General features: G+C 63.2%; 15 protein-coding genes and 1 pseudogene. 8 read left to right on the forward strand and 8 right to left on the reverse strand.

Features of this window, described 5'->3' with window-relative positions; genetic code table 11:
- Window positions 1–6: 6 nt before the first annotated feature.
- The 8 genes from CIC12_RS16645 to CIC12_RS16680 all read left to right on the forward strand — a co-directional run bounded on the left by CIC12_RS16645 (window position 7) and on the right by CIC12_RS16680 (window position 9,020).
- Window positions 7–1,050, forward strand: a complete 1,044-nt coding sequence (locus CIC12_RS16645) for a glycosyltransferase (protein ID WP_168665193.1) — start codon at window positions 7–9, stop codon at window positions 1,048–1,050.
- Window positions 1,047–1,895, forward strand: a complete 849-nt coding sequence (locus CIC12_RS16650) for a formyltransferase (RefSeq protein ID WP_168665194.1) — start codon at window positions 1,047–1,049, stop codon at window positions 1,893–1,895. Before CIC12_RS16645 ends, CIC12_RS16650 begins: the two co-directional genes overlap by 4 nt.
- A complete protein-coding gene (locus CIC12_RS16655; protein ID WP_168665195.1) occupies window positions 1,892–2,938 on the forward strand; it encodes a bifunctional UDP-4-keto-pentose/UDP-xylose synthase in 1,047 nt (348 codons plus the stop codon). The genes CIC12_RS16650 and CIC12_RS16655 overlap by 4 nt, the downstream gene beginning before the upstream one ends.
- A gap of 12 nt (window positions 2,939–2,950) precedes the next feature.
- A complete protein-coding gene (locus tag CIC12_RS16660) occupies window positions 2,951–3,844 on the forward strand; it encodes a polysaccharide deacetylase family protein (RefSeq protein ID WP_168665196.1) in 894 nt (297 codons plus the stop codon).
- Window positions 3,845–4,008: 164 nt separating this feature from the next.
- Window positions 4,009–4,470, forward strand: a complete 462-nt coding sequence (locus CIC12_RS16665) for a redoxin domain-containing protein (RefSeq protein WP_168665197.1) — start codon at window positions 4,009–4,011, stop codon at window positions 4,468–4,470.
- Between the two features lie 347 nt (window positions 4,471–4,817).
- Window positions 4,818–6,671, forward strand: coding sequence for a PhoH family protein (locus tag CIC12_RS16670; protein WP_168665198.1), 1,854 nt, complete (start codon window positions 4,818–4,820; stop codon window positions 6,669–6,671).
- A 203-nt stretch (window positions 6,672–6,874) separates the two neighbouring features.
- Window positions 6,875–8,095, forward strand: coding sequence for an NlpC/P60 family protein (locus tag CIC12_RS16675; RefSeq protein WP_168665199.1), 1,221 nt, complete (start codon window positions 6,875–6,877; stop codon window positions 8,093–8,095).
- A 118-nt stretch (window positions 8,096–8,213) separates the two neighbouring features.
- Window positions 8,214–9,020, forward strand: a complete 807-nt coding sequence (locus CIC12_RS16680) for an SDR family oxidoreductase (protein ID WP_168665208.1) — start codon at window positions 8,214–8,216, stop codon at window positions 9,018–9,020.
- Between the two features lie 159 nt (window positions 9,021–9,179).
- On the opposite strand, the gene CIC12_RS16685 is transcribed toward CIC12_RS16680, so the two are convergent.
- The 8 genes and pseudogenes from CIC12_RS16685 to CIC12_RS16720 form a co-directional block, all read right to left on the reverse strand.
- Window positions 9,180–10,190: an inorganic phosphate transporter gene (locus tag CIC12_RS16685; RefSeq protein ID WP_168665200.1), complete on the reverse strand. Its 1,011-nt coding sequence runs from the start codon at window positions 10,188–10,190 to the stop codon at window positions 9,180–9,182.
- Window positions 10,190–10,816 (reverse strand): DUF47 domain-containing protein, encoded by a 627-nt coding sequence (locus CIC12_RS16690; RefSeq protein WP_168665201.1) that lies wholly within the window; start codon window positions 10,814–10,816, stop codon window positions 10,190–10,192. The genes CIC12_RS16685 and CIC12_RS16690 overlap by 1 nt, the downstream gene beginning before the upstream one ends.
- A 115-nt stretch (window positions 10,817–10,931) precedes the next feature.
- Complete coding sequence (locus CIC12_RS16695) at window positions 10,932–12,317, reverse strand: replicative DNA helicase (protein WP_168665202.1); 1,386 nt, start codon at window positions 12,315–12,317, stop codon at window positions 10,932–10,934.
- 134 nt (window positions 12,318–12,451) lie between these two features.
- Window positions 12,452–12,904, reverse strand: a complete 453-nt coding sequence (gene rplI, locus CIC12_RS16700) for a 50S ribosomal protein L9 (RefSeq protein WP_168665203.1) — start codon at window positions 12,902–12,904, stop codon at window positions 12,452–12,454.
- Window positions 12,905–12,931: 27 nt separating this feature from the next.
- A complete protein-coding gene (rpsR, locus tag CIC12_RS16705) occupies window positions 12,932–13,207 on the reverse strand; it encodes a 30S ribosomal protein S18 (RefSeq protein WP_007182109.1) in 276 nt (91 codons plus the stop codon).
- A 2-nt stretch (window positions 13,208–13,209) separates the two neighbouring features.
- Window positions 13,210–13,509 carry a primosomal replication protein N gene (gene priB, locus CIC12_RS16710; RefSeq protein WP_168665204.1) on the reverse strand — a complete coding sequence of 100 codons (300 nt, stop codon included), beginning with the start codon at window positions 13,507–13,509 and terminating at the stop codon, window positions 13,210–13,212.
- A 51-nt stretch (window positions 13,510–13,560) separates the two neighbouring features.
- Window positions 13,561–13,935 (reverse strand): 30S ribosomal protein S6, encoded by a 375-nt coding sequence (gene rpsF, locus CIC12_RS16715; RefSeq protein ID WP_006048823.1) that lies wholly within the window; start codon window positions 13,933–13,935, stop codon window positions 13,561–13,563.
- 325 nt (window positions 13,936–14,260) lie between these two features.
- Window positions 14,261–14,893, reverse strand: a pseudogene (locus tag CIC12_RS16720) (anti-sigma factor); the annotation flags it as partial.

The following is a 14,893-nucleotide window of genomic DNA, read 5'->3' on the forward strand; positions in this document are numbered from 1 at the left end:
GCCGAAATGATTTATTCGGAACATCGCGCCGCCGCACCGGAAGTGTCGATCATCATCCCGGTGTACAACGAGGAAGCCGGGCTGGCCGCGCTGTTCGCGCGCCTCTACCCGGCGCTCGACGCGCTCGGCACCGGTTACGAAGTGATCTTCATCAACGACGGCAGCCGCGACAAATCCGCCGCCCTGCTCGCAGAGCAATTCCGCGCGCGGCCCGACACGACCCGCGTGATTTTGCTGAACGGCAATTACGGCCAGCACATGGCGATTCTCGCGGGCTTCGAGCAGTCGCGCGGCGAGATCGTCATCACGCTCGACGCCGACCTGCAGAATCCACCGGAGGAAATCGGCAAGCTGGTGTCGAAGATGCGCGAAGGCTTCGACTACGTCGGCACGATCCGTCTGCAACGCCAGGACAGCCTGTGGCGTCGCAAGGCGTCACGCGCGATGAACCGGTTGCGCGAGCGCATCACCCGCATCAAGATGACCGACCAGGGCTGCATGCTGCGCGCGTACAGCCGGCACATCATCGACACGATCAATCGCTGCGGCGAAATCAACACGTTCATTCCGGCGCTCGCGTACACGTTCGCGCAGAATCCGGTCGAAATCGAAGTCGCGCACGAAGAGCGCTTTGCCGGCGAATCGAAGTATTCGCTGTACTCGCTGATCCGCCTGAATTTCGACCTCGTTACCGGCTTCTCGGTGGTGCCGCTGCAATGGCTGTCGTTCATCGGCGTGATCCTGTCGCTTGGCTCCGCCGCGCTGTTCGTGCTGCTGCTGATTCGCCGCTTCATCATCGGCGCGGAAGTGCAAGGTGTGTTCACGCTGTTTGCTATCACCTTCTTCCTGCTCGGGGTGATCATCTTCGCGCTCGGCCTGCTTGGCGAGTACATCGGCCGGATCTACCAGCAGGTACGCGCGCGACCGCGTTATCTGGTGCAAACCATACTTGAGCAGCGCGACGGCGCGGCCGTCGCCGAAGTGCCACGCCAGGCCATCGTGCAGGCGGTGCAAGCCGCGCCGCTGACCGATCAGGGGCCGACGCCATGAAGCCGCGCGCCGTCGTATTCGCTTACCACAATGTCGGCGTGCGCTGCCTGCAGGTGCTGCTCGCGCGCGGTGTCGACGTGGCGCTGGTCGTCACCCACGAAGACAACCCGAGCGAAAACATCTGGTTCGGCAGCGTGGCCTCGGTCGCGGCCGAGCACGGCATTCCGGTCGTCACGCCGGCCGATCCGAAGAGCGCGCAGTTGCGCGCCGCGGTGAGCGCCGCGCGCCCGGACTTCATCTTTTCGTTCTATTACCGCCACATGTTGCCGGTCGAGCTGCTCGCGCTCGCCGCACGGGGCGCTTACAACATGCATGGCTCGCTGCTGCCGAAATACCGCGGTCGCGTGCCGACCAACTGGGCGGTGATCCACGGCGAGACCGAAACCGGCGCGACGCTGCACGAAATGGCCGCNGTCGCCGCCGAGCAAACCCTGTGGCGCGTGCTGCCGGCACTGCTGGCGGGCGAAGCGCCGCATCTGCCGAACGATCTCGCGCACGGCAGCTACTACGGCGGACGCAAACCGGAAGACGGCCGGATCGACTGGAGCCAGCCCGCGCAGCAGGTCTACAACCTGATTCGCGCGGTCGCGCCGCCCTATCCCGGCGCGTTCACCGATCTGTGCGGCCACCGCTTCATCGTCGCCCGCGCACGGCTGGCCGCGCCCGGCGCGCTCCGTCCGGATTTGCCGCCGGGCCTGCACGTAAGCGATAATGCCTTTTTTGCGATCTGCGGCGACGGCCGCGCGATCACCATCCACGAATTGCGGCACCAGCACGACGGCGGCGAAACTGTCGTCAGTCCGGCGGAATTCGCCCAGCTCATCCAAACTCCCCGACCTTCATGAAAAAAGTCCTGATTCTGGGTGTGAACGGCTTCATTGGCCATCACCTGTCCAAACGCATTCTCGAAACGACCGATTGGGAAGTCTTCGGGATGGACATGCAGACCGAACGTCTGGGCGATCTCGTCAATCACGAGCGGATGCATTTCTTCGAAGGCGACATCACGATCAACAAGGAATGGGTCGAGTATCACATCAAGAAGTGCGATGTGATTTTGCCGCTGGTCGCGATCGCCACGCCCGCCACCTACGTGAAGCAGCCGCTGCGCGTGTTCGAGCTGGACTTCGAGGCGAACCTGCCGATCGTGCGTTCGGCCGTCAAGTACGGCAAGCACCTCGTATTTCCGTCGACCTCCGAGGTCTACGGCATGTGTACGGACGAGCAGTTCGATCCGGAAGAATCGCAACTGTCGTATGGCCCGATCAACAAGCCGCGCTGGATCTACGCGTGCTCGAAGCAGTTGATGGACCGCGTGATCTGGGGTTACGGCATGGAAGGCCTGAACTTCACGCTGTTCCGTCCGTTCAACTGGATCGGCCCGGGCCTCGACTCGATCTACACGCCCAAGGAAGGCAGCTCGCGCGTGGTCACGCAGTTCCTCGGCCACATCGTGCGCGGCGAGAACATCAGCCTCGTCGACGGCGGTGCGCAAAAACGCGCATTCACGGACATCGACGACGGCATCGGCGCGCTGATGAAGATCATCGAAAACAAGGACGGCGTCGCCACCGGCAAGATCTACAACATCGGCAACCCGACCAACAATTTCTCGGTGCGCGAACTCGCGCACAAGATGCTGACGCTCGCCGCCGAATTCCCCGAATACGCCGACACGGCCGGACAGGTGCAACTGATCGAAACGTCGTCGGGCGCGTACTACGGCGCCGGCTACCAGGATGTGCAGAACCGCGTACCGAAAATCGACAACACGATGCAGGAACTCGGCTGGGCGCCCAAGTCGACCTTCGACGAAGCGCTGCGCAAGATTTTCGAAGCGTATCGCGGCCATGTCGGCGAAGCCCGCGCGCTCGTCGAACAGCAATAAGGGCGGATCGCCTTGGCTCGTATCGTCCTGAAGATCGACGTCGACACGCTGCGCGGCACCCGCGAAGGCGTGCCGAATCTCGCGCGCATCTTTGATCGTTTCAAGGCGCGCGCCACCTTCCTCTTCAGCCTCGGCCCCGACCACACCGGTTGGGCGATGCGTCGCGTGCTGCGGCCGGGCTTTCTGAAGAAGGTGTCGCGCACTTCGGTAGTGGAACACTACGGTGTCAAGCAATTGATGTACGGTGTGCTGCTGCCCGGTCCGGACATTGGCGCCAGGGCAGCCGCCGAGATGCGCGCGATCCACGAAGCCGGTTTCGAATGCGGTATCCACACGTGGGACCACGTGTACTGGCAGGACAACGTGCGCTCGAAAGACCGCGCGTGGACCAGCGCGCAGATGCAGAAAAGCCATGACCGTTTTGTCGAGGTGTTCGGCGCCCCACCGGCCACGCACGGCGCGGCCGGCTGGCAGATGAACGGCCATGCGTTCGAGCAGATCGACGCCTGGGGCATGCAATATGCGTCCGACGGGCGCGGCCATTCGCCGTATCTGCCGGTGGTCGGCGGCAGGATGCTCAGCCACGTGCAGATGCCCACCACGCTGCCCACGCTCGACGAAGTGCTCGGCGTGGACGGGGTCGATGAGCACAACGTCGCGCAATGGATGTTGAAGCACACGGCCAGCAATCCGCACGACCAGGTGTTCACGTTGCACGCGGAACTCGAAGGGCAAAAGCTCGCGCCGATTTTCGTACAGCTGCTGGAAGGCTGGCGCGCGCAAGGCCATACCTTCGCGACGATGGGTGATTACCACGCCGCGCTAGACCGCAGCACGCTGCCATCGTACCCTGTTACGTGGGGCGAAATTCCAGGGCGTTCCGGCGAGCTGATCGTCCAGCCCTGAGCGACCGATCGGCGGCCAAGCCTCACCGCCCTGCCGCCGCGCGAGACGGAACCGCAACCGGAACCACCACCGCGCGCGCCGGCGCCCACCTCCCCCCAAGCCTCGATGCCAGGCCGACGCCACCGCAGCAGAACGGCGCCAGCCATAACAAACCGGAGAACCTCGTGTCCATCGCAGTCGACCAACCCATCCCCGACTTCACCGCCCCCGCTACCGGTGGCGAGATCACGCTGTCCAAGCTGCGGGGCAAGAAGGTGGTGCTGTATTTTTATCCGAAGGACAACACACCGGGCTGCACAACGGAAGGTCTGCAATTCCGCGATCTGTATCCGAAGTTCAGGAAGGCCGGCGCGGAAATCATCGGCGTGTCGCGCGACAGCCTGCGCTCGCATGACAATTTCAAGGCCAAGCTCGAACTGCCCTTCCCGCTGATCTCTGATCCGGAAGAAAACCTGTGCGCACTCTTCAATGTCATCAAGATGAAGAAAATGTATGGCAAAGAAGTAAGGGGAATCGAGCGCTCCACCTTCCTCATCGACGCCGAAGGGGTGCTGCGCAATGAGTGGCGCGGCGTGAAAGTGCCCGGCCATGTCGACGATATTCTGGTGGCTGTACAAGCGCTTTGAGGCGCGTTATATTGGGTTGCAATGAGTGCCTGTCCACCCCACCTTTTCCTGCGCTGCACCCGACTTGACGGCCCCTCCGCCGGGACCGTCGAAGTCGTGAGGCGCAACGCGAGCACCGTAGGCGAGCCGCTTGCCCCGTACGCCGGGGCGGCGGCTTTTTTAATTGCGCGCAACCGTTCTTTCACTCGGCGGCGCGCTTGCATCAAGGAGCCGATCGAAGACCAGGCGAACCGGCATCTCTAGACCGAATGCGCGCCTCCGGGCGCAAACTGCGTGCGCATCCACTGGCACCGGCAGAATGCGACAGGCGGCGCACGATATGTGACCCGATTAATTCGAGGGAAACCATGCCTTTGCCTACTCCCCCCAGCAAGCTCGGCAATCTCCTGCCGCCTGACGAATACAAGGCCAAAGCCGCCACGCCGGCGCGCTCCGCCGCGAAGAAACAGGCCGGCGCCGGGGAAGCCGCAGAGTCGGCCGACTACGGCCGCGCGAACGTCGCCGCACCGATGGCACAGGCGGCCAACGCCGCAACGACACTGCGGCCTGTGCCCGCGGCATCCGCGTCGCCTGCCGCGGCCGAAGCCGCCGCGCCGGCGCGCAGCCGCAAATCGAAGCAGACCGCTGCGCTGTTGCAGCCGGTGCCGGCCACCCGTCCGCAAGCCGAACCGGCCACGCCCGCAGCTCATCCGCAGCCGGTCGTCGCGCGCGCGCCGAGCGCGAAACAACCCGCGGCCGACACGCCGGCTGCCGCGCCGAGCACGCGTGGCACGAGCAAGAAACGCGGCGCGGGCGCCGAACCGCTCGAAGTCCAGAAACTTTTCGTGCTCGACACCAACGTGCTGATGCACGATCCGAGTTGCCTGTTCCGTTTCGAGGAACACGACGTCTATCTGCCGATGATGACGTTGGAAGAGCTGGACAATCACAAGAAGGGCATGTCGGAAGTCGCGCGCAACGCTCGCCAGGTGAGCCGCACGCTGGACGCGCTGGTGGCGAACGCGGGCAACATGTCCGATGGTATTTCGCTCGCCCGTCTGGGCAGCCGCGAGGCGTCCGGGCGCCTGTACTTCCAGACCAAGCTCACCGCGATCGAGCCGGTCGAAGGCCTGCCCGAGGGCAAGGCGGACAACCAGATTCTCGGCGTGGTGCGCGCGCTGCAGCGCGACCGCGCGGATCGCCAGGTCGTGCTGGTGTCGAAAGACATCAACATGCGCATCAAGGCGCATGCGCTCGGACTGCCGGCCGAAGACTACTTCAACGACCAGGTGCTCGAGGACAGCGACCTGCTGTACTCGGGCATCCGCGCGCTGCCACAGGACTTCTGGACGAAGCACGCAAAGGGCATGGAGAGCTGGCAGGACACCAAGACCGGCACGACGTATTACCGGGTGACGGGTCCGCTGTGCGCGTCGATGCTGGTCAACGAGTTCGTCTATCTGGAGCCGCAAAACGGCGAACCCGCGTTCCATGCACTGGTGCGCGAGCTGAACGGCAAGACGGCACTGCTGCAAACGCTGCGTGACTATGGCCACCACAAGAACAATGTGTGGGGCATCACGGCGCGCAATCGCGAGCAGAATTTCGCGCTGAACCTGCTGATGAATCCGGAAATCGACTTCGTCACGCTGCTCGGCCAGGCCGGCACCGGCAAGACGCTGGTCGCGCTTGCGGCCGGCCTCGCGCAGGTGCTCGACGACAAGCGCTACAACGAGATCATCGTGACGCGCGCGACGGTGCCGGTCGGCGAAGACATCGGCTTCCTGCCGGGTACGGAAGAGGAAAAGATGCAGCCGTGGATGGGCGCATTCGACGACAACCTCGAAGTCCTGCAGAAAACCGACGACGCCGCCGGCGAATGGGGCCGCGCCGCAACGCAGGAGCTGATCCGCTCGCGCCTGAAGGTCAAGAGCATGAACTTCATGCGCGGCCGTACGTTCGTGGACAAGTATCTGATCATCGACGAGGCGCAGAACCTCACGCCGAAGCAGATGAAGACGCTGGTCACGCGAGCGGGGCCGGGCACGAAGATCATCTGTCTGGGCAATATCGCGCAGATCGATACGCCTTACCTCACCGAAGGCAGTTCGGGGTTGACTTACGTGGTCGATCGCTTCAAGGGTTGGGCGCACAGCGGACACGTGACGCTGGCGCGCGGCGAGCGCTCGCGCCTCGCCGACTACGCGTCGGAAATCCTTTAAGTTTCAGTTAGTTCGCTCTGCCTCGAAGCCGCGTCCGGAAGATTCCGGACGCGGTTTTTTTACTTGCTCGTGCTGAACTGGCAACACTTAGCGCACGATCTTCAAGTAATTTATCAACAATTCTTGCCCACCCCATGTGCGGCGGGCTACCATCCGAACATTATCCGTTCATCAACGAGCGTTTAACGCCCGCCTCGCTTTTCATGCGCCGTCTCGCCTTTTCGCTGCTGACCGTCCTGCTGCTCGCCGCCTGTGCCGGCGCGCCGCAGAAGAGCTCGCGCGGGTCCGGCAGCTCGGTCGTGGTGGCGAACGGCGCGTATCATGCGCCGCCGCCCGGCTTTCCACATTTCGTCGATCACAGCATCGGCCGCGAAGAAATCTCGATTCAGGCGATGAGTCTGGTGGGCGTGCCGTACCGCTGGGGCGGCAATACGCCCGATAGTGGCTTCGATTGCAGCGGGCTGGTTCGCTATGTGGTGCTGCGCGCCGCGTCGGTGAATCTGCCGCGCACCACGGCGGACATGAGCGGGCGTGGCGAACCGATCGAACCCGACGAGATTGCGCCTGGCGATCTGATCTTCTTCAACACGACCGGCCGTGCCCATTCGCATGTCGGCATTTATGTGGGGAAGCTGCGCTTCGTCAATGCGCCCTCGACTGGCGGCACGGTACGGCTCGACTATTTGACCAATCCTTATTGGGCCAAGCGCTTCGACGGCATTCGCCGGGTGGCCGCCCCGGCTGCGGCGCCCGCGCCGTTCGATACGCCGAATTATCAGGCTGCGACGCCGCAGCCGGGAATTGTCGCGCCGGTGACGCAGGTCGCGCCGGCGTATGCGGGCTCCACGGCGGCAACGGCGCCGGGCGCGGGAGCCGGAGCCGCGGTTGCGAAATCGGGCTATGCTGCCGCGTCGCCGGCAACGCAATCAGCGGGCGAGCCGCAGCAAACGGCCCGCGTTGCGGTGACGTCGCCCGCGCCGTCGACGCAGCCTGTCGTCACAACATCCACAGCCGCAACGGCGGCCACCGTGCAAGCCGACCCGTTCGAGCCGCCGCCGGCGCGCATGAGCGCGGCACAGATCCAGGCCCGCGCGGCGGGCGCCGTGGCACCGACGGCGATTCCGGCCGCCGAGGCGAGCGCGTACGATGCCCCGGTCGGCTCAGCAGTTCAACCGGTGACAGCCTCGCCAATGGTCCCGCCAACCAGGGCCGCTCACGCGCCGGACGCCATCGACGCCGCCGCCGATGCGTTCGAGCCCCCGCCACCCGCTTCGGTGGCCACGCGTCAGGCCCGGCAGGCACAGCAAGCCGATGACAATGGCAGCGTGCAGATCATGCGAGCGTCTACATCTTCGCGTAGCGTACCGGCCCCAACCCAGACCAACGACGATCCGATCGCCCGCTTCGCCAACGGCAACTTCTGACTCGCAGTTGTAGCCGCACCATCGGGCGGTCCCACGCCGTATCACAGAGCCAAGGGGTCACAGCAACGCCGCCGATCTGCTATCGTCATCGATATTCTTCCGACAGCGGGTGGTGACGATGGATCTCGGGCTGAAAGACAAGGTGGTGTTGGTCACGGGCGGCAGCAAGGGAATCGGCTTCGCCTGCGCCCGAGCGTTCGCTCAGGAAGGCGCCAAAGTCGCGATCGTGTCACGCGACCCCGCCAACCTCGCGCGCGCCTACGAGCAATTGAAGCAGGAAGGCCTGCACGTGCACCGGACTCGCGCCGATCTGCATGAACCGCACAGCGCCGTCGATATCGTCGAGGAAGTCAGCACCGCAGTGGGCCCGATCGATGTTCTGATCAACAGCGCGGGCGCGGCGCGCCGCTATGACCCGGAAACGCTCGATGCCGACGCGTTCAGGGCGACGATGGAAGCCAAGTACTTCCCCTACATCTATCCGCAGCAGGAAGTGCTGCGCCGCATGGCCGAGCGTGCGAAAGCGGGCGGCGGCGCGGAGCCGGGCACGATCGTCAACATCATCGGCATGGGCGGCAAGATAGCAAGCGACATCCATATCGCCGGCGGCGCCGCGAATGCAGCGCTGATGCTCGCCACCGTCGGCCTCGCCCACTACTATGCGCGCTACGGCATCCGCATCAACGCGATCAACCCGGGGGCGACGCTGACCGAGCGCGTCGAGGAAGCGGTCAAACTGGAGGCGGCGCAACAAGGCATCGAGAACGCGGACGCGCTGGCGCGCGGACAAGCCAGGGTGCCGCTCGGACGCTATGCAAAACCGGAGGAGATTGCCGACGTCGCGCTGTTCCTGGCGAGCCGCCGCGCGAGCTATGTGACGGGCGCGATTGTCCCGATGGATGGGGGCAGCGCGCCGCTCATCTGAGCGACGCCCGGATAAGGCTGGCTGCGTCCGATACAACGTATAGGGACGATGGCGTACCGAGGATGCGAGCGCCGCTCTTGCATTGGAGCCGCGGCGCGTCGTCAGCGCCGCACCCGCCACGTCTCGCGTAGGCCCACGCAGTCGCAGTCGCTCAAGGAATTACAGAAAATGGTGGCCAAACCACCAGGCCGCCGCGGACAGCACCGCAGAGGCCGGAATCGTCAGAATCCAGGCCCAGACGATGTTGCCGGCCACACCCCAACGCACCGCGCTGAGCTTTTGCGTCGCGCCGACACCGACGATCGCGCCGGTAATCGTATGCGTGGTGGACACCGGAATGCCGAGCCACGACGCGGTAAACAGCGTGATCGCCCCGCCCGATTCCGCGCAGAAACCGCCGACCGGCTTGAGCTTGGTAATTTTCTGGCCCATCGTGCGGACGATCCGCCAGCCGCCGAACAGCGTGCCGAGGCCCATCGACAGATAACAGCCGCCGATTACCCACAGCGGCGGCGCGTCCGCGGACGCCGACGCGATGCCGGTTGCGATCAGCAGCATCCAGATAATGCCGATGGTTTTCTGCGCATCGTTGCCGCCGTGGCCGAGGCTATACAAACCTGCGGACACCAGCTGCAGACGCCGGAAACGACGGTCGACCTTGCTTGGCGGCGTACGGAAATACATCCACGACACCGCCAGCATGAAAAACGAGCCGAGCACGAAGCCCAGCAGCGGCGAGATGAAAATGAACGCGACCGTCTTCAGCAGGCCGTCCATGTTGAGCGAGCCCCAGCCCGACTTGGCGAGCGCGGCGCCCACCAGCCCGCCGATCAGCGCATGCGACGAACTGGACGGGATGCCGTAAATCCAGGTGATGACGTTCCAGCCGATCGCGCCGACCAGCGCGCCGAAGATCACGTAGTGATCGACGATGTTGGGATCGATCGTGCCTCGGCCGACGGTTGCGGCCACTTTCAGGTGAAACACGAAATACGCGATGACGTTGAACGCCGCCGCGAAGGCTACCGCCTGCTGCGGCTTCAGCACACCAGTGGAAACGACCGTGGCGATCGAATTCGCCGCGTCGTGAAAGCCGTTCATGAAGTCGAAAATCAGCGCGACGGCGACCAGGCCGGCAACGACCCAGATGGCGAGTTGTATCGATTGCATTATGCGTTTTCCAGCACGATGCCTTCGATGATGTTCGCTACGTCTTCACATTTGTCCGTGATCGTCTCGAGCAATTCGTAGATTGCTTTCAGCTTGATCAGGGTCTTGACGTTGTCTTCCTCGCGGAAGAGCTTGGACATTGCCGAGCGCAGCACACGGTCGGCTTCCGATTCCAGGCGGTCGATGTCTTCGCACGCCTTGAGGATCTGGCTGGCCTGCTTCATGTCCGACAGCAGGCTGACGGCGAACTGCACGCGCTCCGAAGTGGCCGTGCAGATATGGGCGAGCTGGCTGGCTTCCGAGGTCACCGCCTGCACGTCGTACAGCGAGATAGCGGTGGCGACGTCCTCCATCAGATCGAGAATGTCGTCCATTGTGGTGATCAGCTTGTGGATCTCGTCGCGGTCGAGCGGCGTGATGAAGGTCTTGTGCAACAGGTCGATGGTTTCGTGCGTGAGCTTGTCAGCGGCCTTCTCGGCTTTTTGCACGTTTTGCTTATGGGTTTCCGCGTCTTGCAGGTTGTCGATCAGCAGCTCGAGTTCGCGGCTCGCCGAGACGATGCATGCTGCGTGTGCATTGAAAATTTCAAAGAACTTGCCCTCGGTGGGCATGAATCGACCGAACATTGGGATCCCGAAAATTGGTCACGTAATGGCTGACATAAAACCGCCATATTGTACCGTTGCGGGGCTCTTGTCGCACTTTTGAAAGCGCCGTTACAACAGGCGCCTGTTTGTATCTTTACTCGCTGTAAAAATTCTGCGCACCGGCAAAATTGTCGAACTTCGTGAATTGCCCATGGAACGTTAGCCGTACGGGTCCAATCGGGCCATTCCGCTGCTTACCGATGATGATTTCAGCCGTGCCCTTGTCCGGGCTGTCCGGGTTATAGACTTCGTCGCGGTAAATGAACAGGATCACGTCCGCATCCTGCTCGATAGCGCCGGATTCACGCAGGTCCGACATGATGGGTCGCTTGTTCGGGCGCTGTTCCAGACCCCGGTTGAGCTGCGACAACGCAATCACCGGCACGTCCAGTTCCTTGGCAAGACTCTTTAGCGAACGGGAGATTTCCGAAATTTCCGTCGCGCGGTTTTCGCCGGACGACGACCCGCTCATCAGCTGCAGGTAGTCGATGATGATCAAACCCAGCTTGCCGCACTGGCGCGACAGCCGGCGTGCGCGCGAGCGCAATTCCATCGGATTCAACCCGCCGGTTTCGTCGATGAAGATTTGCGCTTCGCTCATTTTCTGCACCGCGTGCGTGAGCTTCGGCCAATCCTCGTCGGTCAGACGGCCGGTTCGCATACGGTGCTGATCCAGCCGGCCGACGGAGCCGAGCATACGCATCGTGAGCTGCGACCCCGGCATTTCCATCGAGAACACGGCGACCGGCAGACCGTACTCGACCGCCACATATTCGCCGATGTTCATCGAGAACGCGGTTTTACCCATCGACGGACGCCCGGCGACGATGATCAGCTCGCCGCCGTGCATGCCTGACGTCATGCGATCCAGGTCGACGAAGCCGGTCGGCGTGCCGGTCACGTCGCTCGGATTCGCGGTGTGATACAGGGTGTCGATCCGCTCGACCACTTCGGTCAGCAGCGGCCCGATTTCCAGGAAACCCTGAGTGCCGCGCGCGCCGTCTTCGGCAATCGAAAACACCTTCGATTCGGCTTCGTCCAGCAACTGCCGGACTTCCTTGCCTTGCGGATTGAACGCATCGGCCGAGATTTCATCGGCGACCGACACCAGCCGGCGCAACACCGCGCGATCGCGCACGATTTCCGCGTAGCGCCGGATATTGGCCGCGCTCGGTGTGTTCTGCGCCAGTGCGTTCAGGTAGGCGAGACCGCCGACCTCTTCCGCCTTGCCCGAGGTTCCGAGCGCCTCGTACACGGTGATGACGTCGGCCGGACGCGTCGCCGCGATCAGCTTGCCGATGTGCTCGAAGATGATGCGGTGGTCGTAGCGGTAAAAATCGCTCTGCGACAGGAAGTCGGCGATGCGGTCCCATGCCGCGTTGTCGAGCAGCAGGCCGCCCAGCACCGATTGCTCGGCCTCGATCGAATGCGGCGGGACTTTCAGCGACTCGAGTTGGGGATCTTTGGACGGTGCGTTCATGGAGTGGAATTATCGGGTAATCGGGCGGCCGGGGCGAGCGCAAAAACGAAAAAAACGGGCACAAAAAAAAGCAGGGGCCGGTTACTCGGCCCCTGCCCTTCGCCAGCAACGTCCTGGCAGGTACTAGCTGATGCTTAGACGTGTTCGCCGATCACAGCCACCGTCACATCGACCAGAACGTCGGTGTGCAGCGAAACTTGAACTGCGTGGTCGCCGACCGTCTTCAGCGGGCCTTCCGGCAGACGCACTTGCGCCTTTTCCACTGCGAAGCCTTGCTTGACCAGTGCGTCAGCGATGTCGGCGTTCGTCACCGAGCCGAACAGACGACCGTCGACGCCAGCCTTCTGGCCGATCTGAACCGTCGAACCTGCCAGTTTTTCGCCTTGAGCCGAAGCGGCCGCCAGCTTTTCAGCGGCGATCTTTTCGAGTTCTGCGCGGCGCACTTCGAATTCAGCCAGGGCTTCCTTCGTTGCACGGCGAGCTTGCTTGTTCGGGATCAGGAAGTTACGAGCGTAACCGTCCTTGACCTTCACGATATCGCCCAGGTTGCCCAGATTGACGACTTTTTCCAGAAGAATGATTTGCATTCGGATGCTCCTTATCGCGTCGTCGGGTTAGGCCTTGTGCTGGTCGGTGTACGGCACCAGCGCGAGGAAACGTGCGCGCTTGATTGCCGTATCCAGCTGGCGTTGATAGTGCGACTTCGTACCCGTGAGACGCGCCGGCGTGATCTTGCCGTTTTCGCCGATGAAGTCCTTTAGCGTTTCGAGGTCCTTGTAGTCGATGTGATCGACGCCGGCGGCCGTGAAACGGCAGAACTTCTTGCGCTTGAAGAGCGGATTTTGTTGCTGACGACGCTTGTCGAATTTCTTACCAGTCGGGCGGGGCATGTTCAGTCCTTTCCAATGTCCTGCAATGCTGTGATGTGAAATACCAGAGTTCTTGCGTTGCGGTGCTTTTTTGCCAGAAAGCCTGTGAAGAGCGTTTCCACGCCCATCGGACAGTTTTCCAGCCTGCCGCTCGCTTCGCCTGCTGCGACTGCCTGCATGGTCAGTTCGACCTGGCGGGCAATACCTGCTTCGACGACTTCCGTGCGATGCTGCAACGTGCATCCTGCGATCGGAACGCCGGCGGGGGTGTACCGCACCGGTTCGCGTTCGACGACGCTGGCCGTGAGTTGCAGCCGGTTCATGAAGCCTTTGGCGAAAGCGACGCTTGGGTCTGGTAGCTTAAATAGTGTGTCTTAAGCCTGCGCTTCGGACGGTTGCGTAGCAGCCGACTTCTTGGCTTCTTCGCGCTGCACTTCCTTCATCATCGGCGACGGGCCGGTTTCGGCCTTCTTCATCTTGACGATCAGGTGACGCAGAACAGCGTCGTTGAACTTGAATGCGTGTTCCAGCTCGTCGAGCGTGGTTTGGTCGCATTCGATGTTCATGCAGACGTAGTGAGCCTTCGCGAGTTTCTCGATCATGTAGGCCAGTTGGCGACGGCCCCAGTCTTCGATACGGTGGATCTGGCCACCGTGCGAGGTGATCGTGGACTTGTAACGCTCGATCATGGCGGGCACTTGCTCGCTCTGATCCGGGTGCACGATAAATACGATTTCGTAATGACGCATATTCACTCCTTGTGCTGACTTATGGATAAAAGCCACCCGGGCGTCGGAACCGGTGCGGCAAGTGAGAAGCCAAAGAGTGTAACCCGAATGGGGCCGGGTTGCAAGATATCTCGTTAGCGCAACGCACGAATCGGGTGTGTTTTCAAAGGTTTACGGGCGGACGAGGAAAGGGAGTGAGGAAGGCTGGAGTGGCTTTGGACGTGTGCCTGCCGGTCAGCATGCTGTCAGCTGCCCGGCGGGCCCGCAGACCGGCTTTCCGCCGCTGCGCCGCTCGCGCCAGCTCCGTCACCGCTACACGGCCACCTGCCGCCCGCTTCCCCAACCCTCAACCGCCTTCTGTTCGCTCACTGCCGCCTTGCAAGCGCGCCCTGAGCGCCGCTTCGAGACCGCTCAACGCGTCCGGCGCGGCGTCGGTGATCGCCCACCAGGTCATGCCTTGCGCGTCCCAGTGAGCGATCGAATAGCCTTCGTGCCCGAGCGCGGCGGGCGCCGCGCCATCCGCACCACGGCGTGCCCCCGCCCCGCCCGCGCCGGCCTGCGGGAACACATACACGTCGATCACGTGCTTGCGATAGCGATACACCAGTACGGCGACCCGCTGATGCGCGATGTAGTCGAGCCGGCCGCCCTCCAGCGCGAAACCGCTGGCCGCGAGATCCTCGACCGGCGGCGAATAGTCGAGCCGGCCGTTGAACCATGGCTTGACCGTATGCCGGTCCGTCGATATCACGTCGATGTCGCGTCCCGAGACCTGCGCCCGCACGTGACTTTCAACGAGTTCGTCTGCAAACGGCGTGAAATCGGCCGGGCGCCGCCCGTTCAGCGTGACGACCACCGCCACCGCGCACAGCGCGACGGCGAGCGCCGCCATCCAGCCCGGCGCAAAGACGCGCTGCGCGCCGCCCGTGGCGAGCGGCTGCCCGGCGCCGGCGGGCGAGCCGCCCCAGCCGCCCGGCTT

The organism is Paraburkholderia sp. SG-MS1 (assembly GCF_012275575.1).
Taxonomy (GTDB): domain Bacteria; phylum Pseudomonadota; class Gammaproteobacteria; order Burkholderiales; family Burkholderiaceae; genus Paraburkholderia.

Bases quoted from the DNA above. Each gene is read 5' to 3' on its own strand.
- CIC12_RS16675 (WP_168665199.1), top strand. From the start codon at position 6,875: ATGCGCCGTCTCGCCTTTTCGCTGCTGACCGTCCTGCTGCTCGCCGCC.
- CIC12_RS16655 (WP_168665195.1), top strand. From the start codon at position 1,892: ATGAAAAAAGTCCTGATTCTGGGTGTGAACGGCTTCATTGGCCATCAC.
- rpsF (WP_006048823.1), bottom strand. From the start codon at position 13,935: ATGCGTCATTACGAAATCGTATTTATCGTGCACCCGGATCAGAGCGAG.
- rpsR (WP_007182109.1), bottom strand. From the start codon at position 13,207: ATGCCCCGCCCGACTGGTAAGAAATTCGACAAGCGTCGTCAGCAACAA.
- CIC12_RS16680 (WP_168665208.1), top strand. From the start codon at position 8,214: ATGGATCTCGGGCTGAAAGACAAGGTGGTGTTGGTCACGGGCGGCAGC.
- priB (WP_168665204.1), bottom strand. From the start codon at position 13,509: ATGAACCGGCTGCAACTCACGGCCAGCGTCGTCGAACGCGAACCGGTG.
- CIC12_RS16695 (WP_168665202.1), bottom strand. From the start codon at position 12,317: ATGAACGCACCGTCCAAAGATCCCCAACTCGAGTCGCTGAAAGTCCCG.
- CIC12_RS16685 (WP_168665200.1), bottom strand. From the start codon at position 10,190: ATGCAATCGATACAACTCGCCATCTGGGTCGTTGCCGGCCTGGTCGCC.
- CIC12_RS16670 (WP_168665198.1), top strand. From the start codon at position 4,818: ATGCCTTTGCCTACTCCCCCCAGCAAGCTCGGCAATCTCCTGCCGCCT.
- rplI (WP_168665203.1), bottom strand. From the start codon at position 12,904: ATGCAAATCATTCTTCTGGAAAAAGTCGTCAATCTGGGCAACCTGGGC.
- CIC12_RS16645 (WP_168665193.1), top strand. From the start codon at position 7: ATGATTTATTCGGAACATCGCGCCGCCGCACCGGAAGTGTCGATCATC.
- CIC12_RS16690 (WP_168665201.1), bottom strand. From the start codon at position 10,816: ATGTTCGGTCGATTCATGCCCACCGAGGGCAAGTTCTTTGAAATTTTC.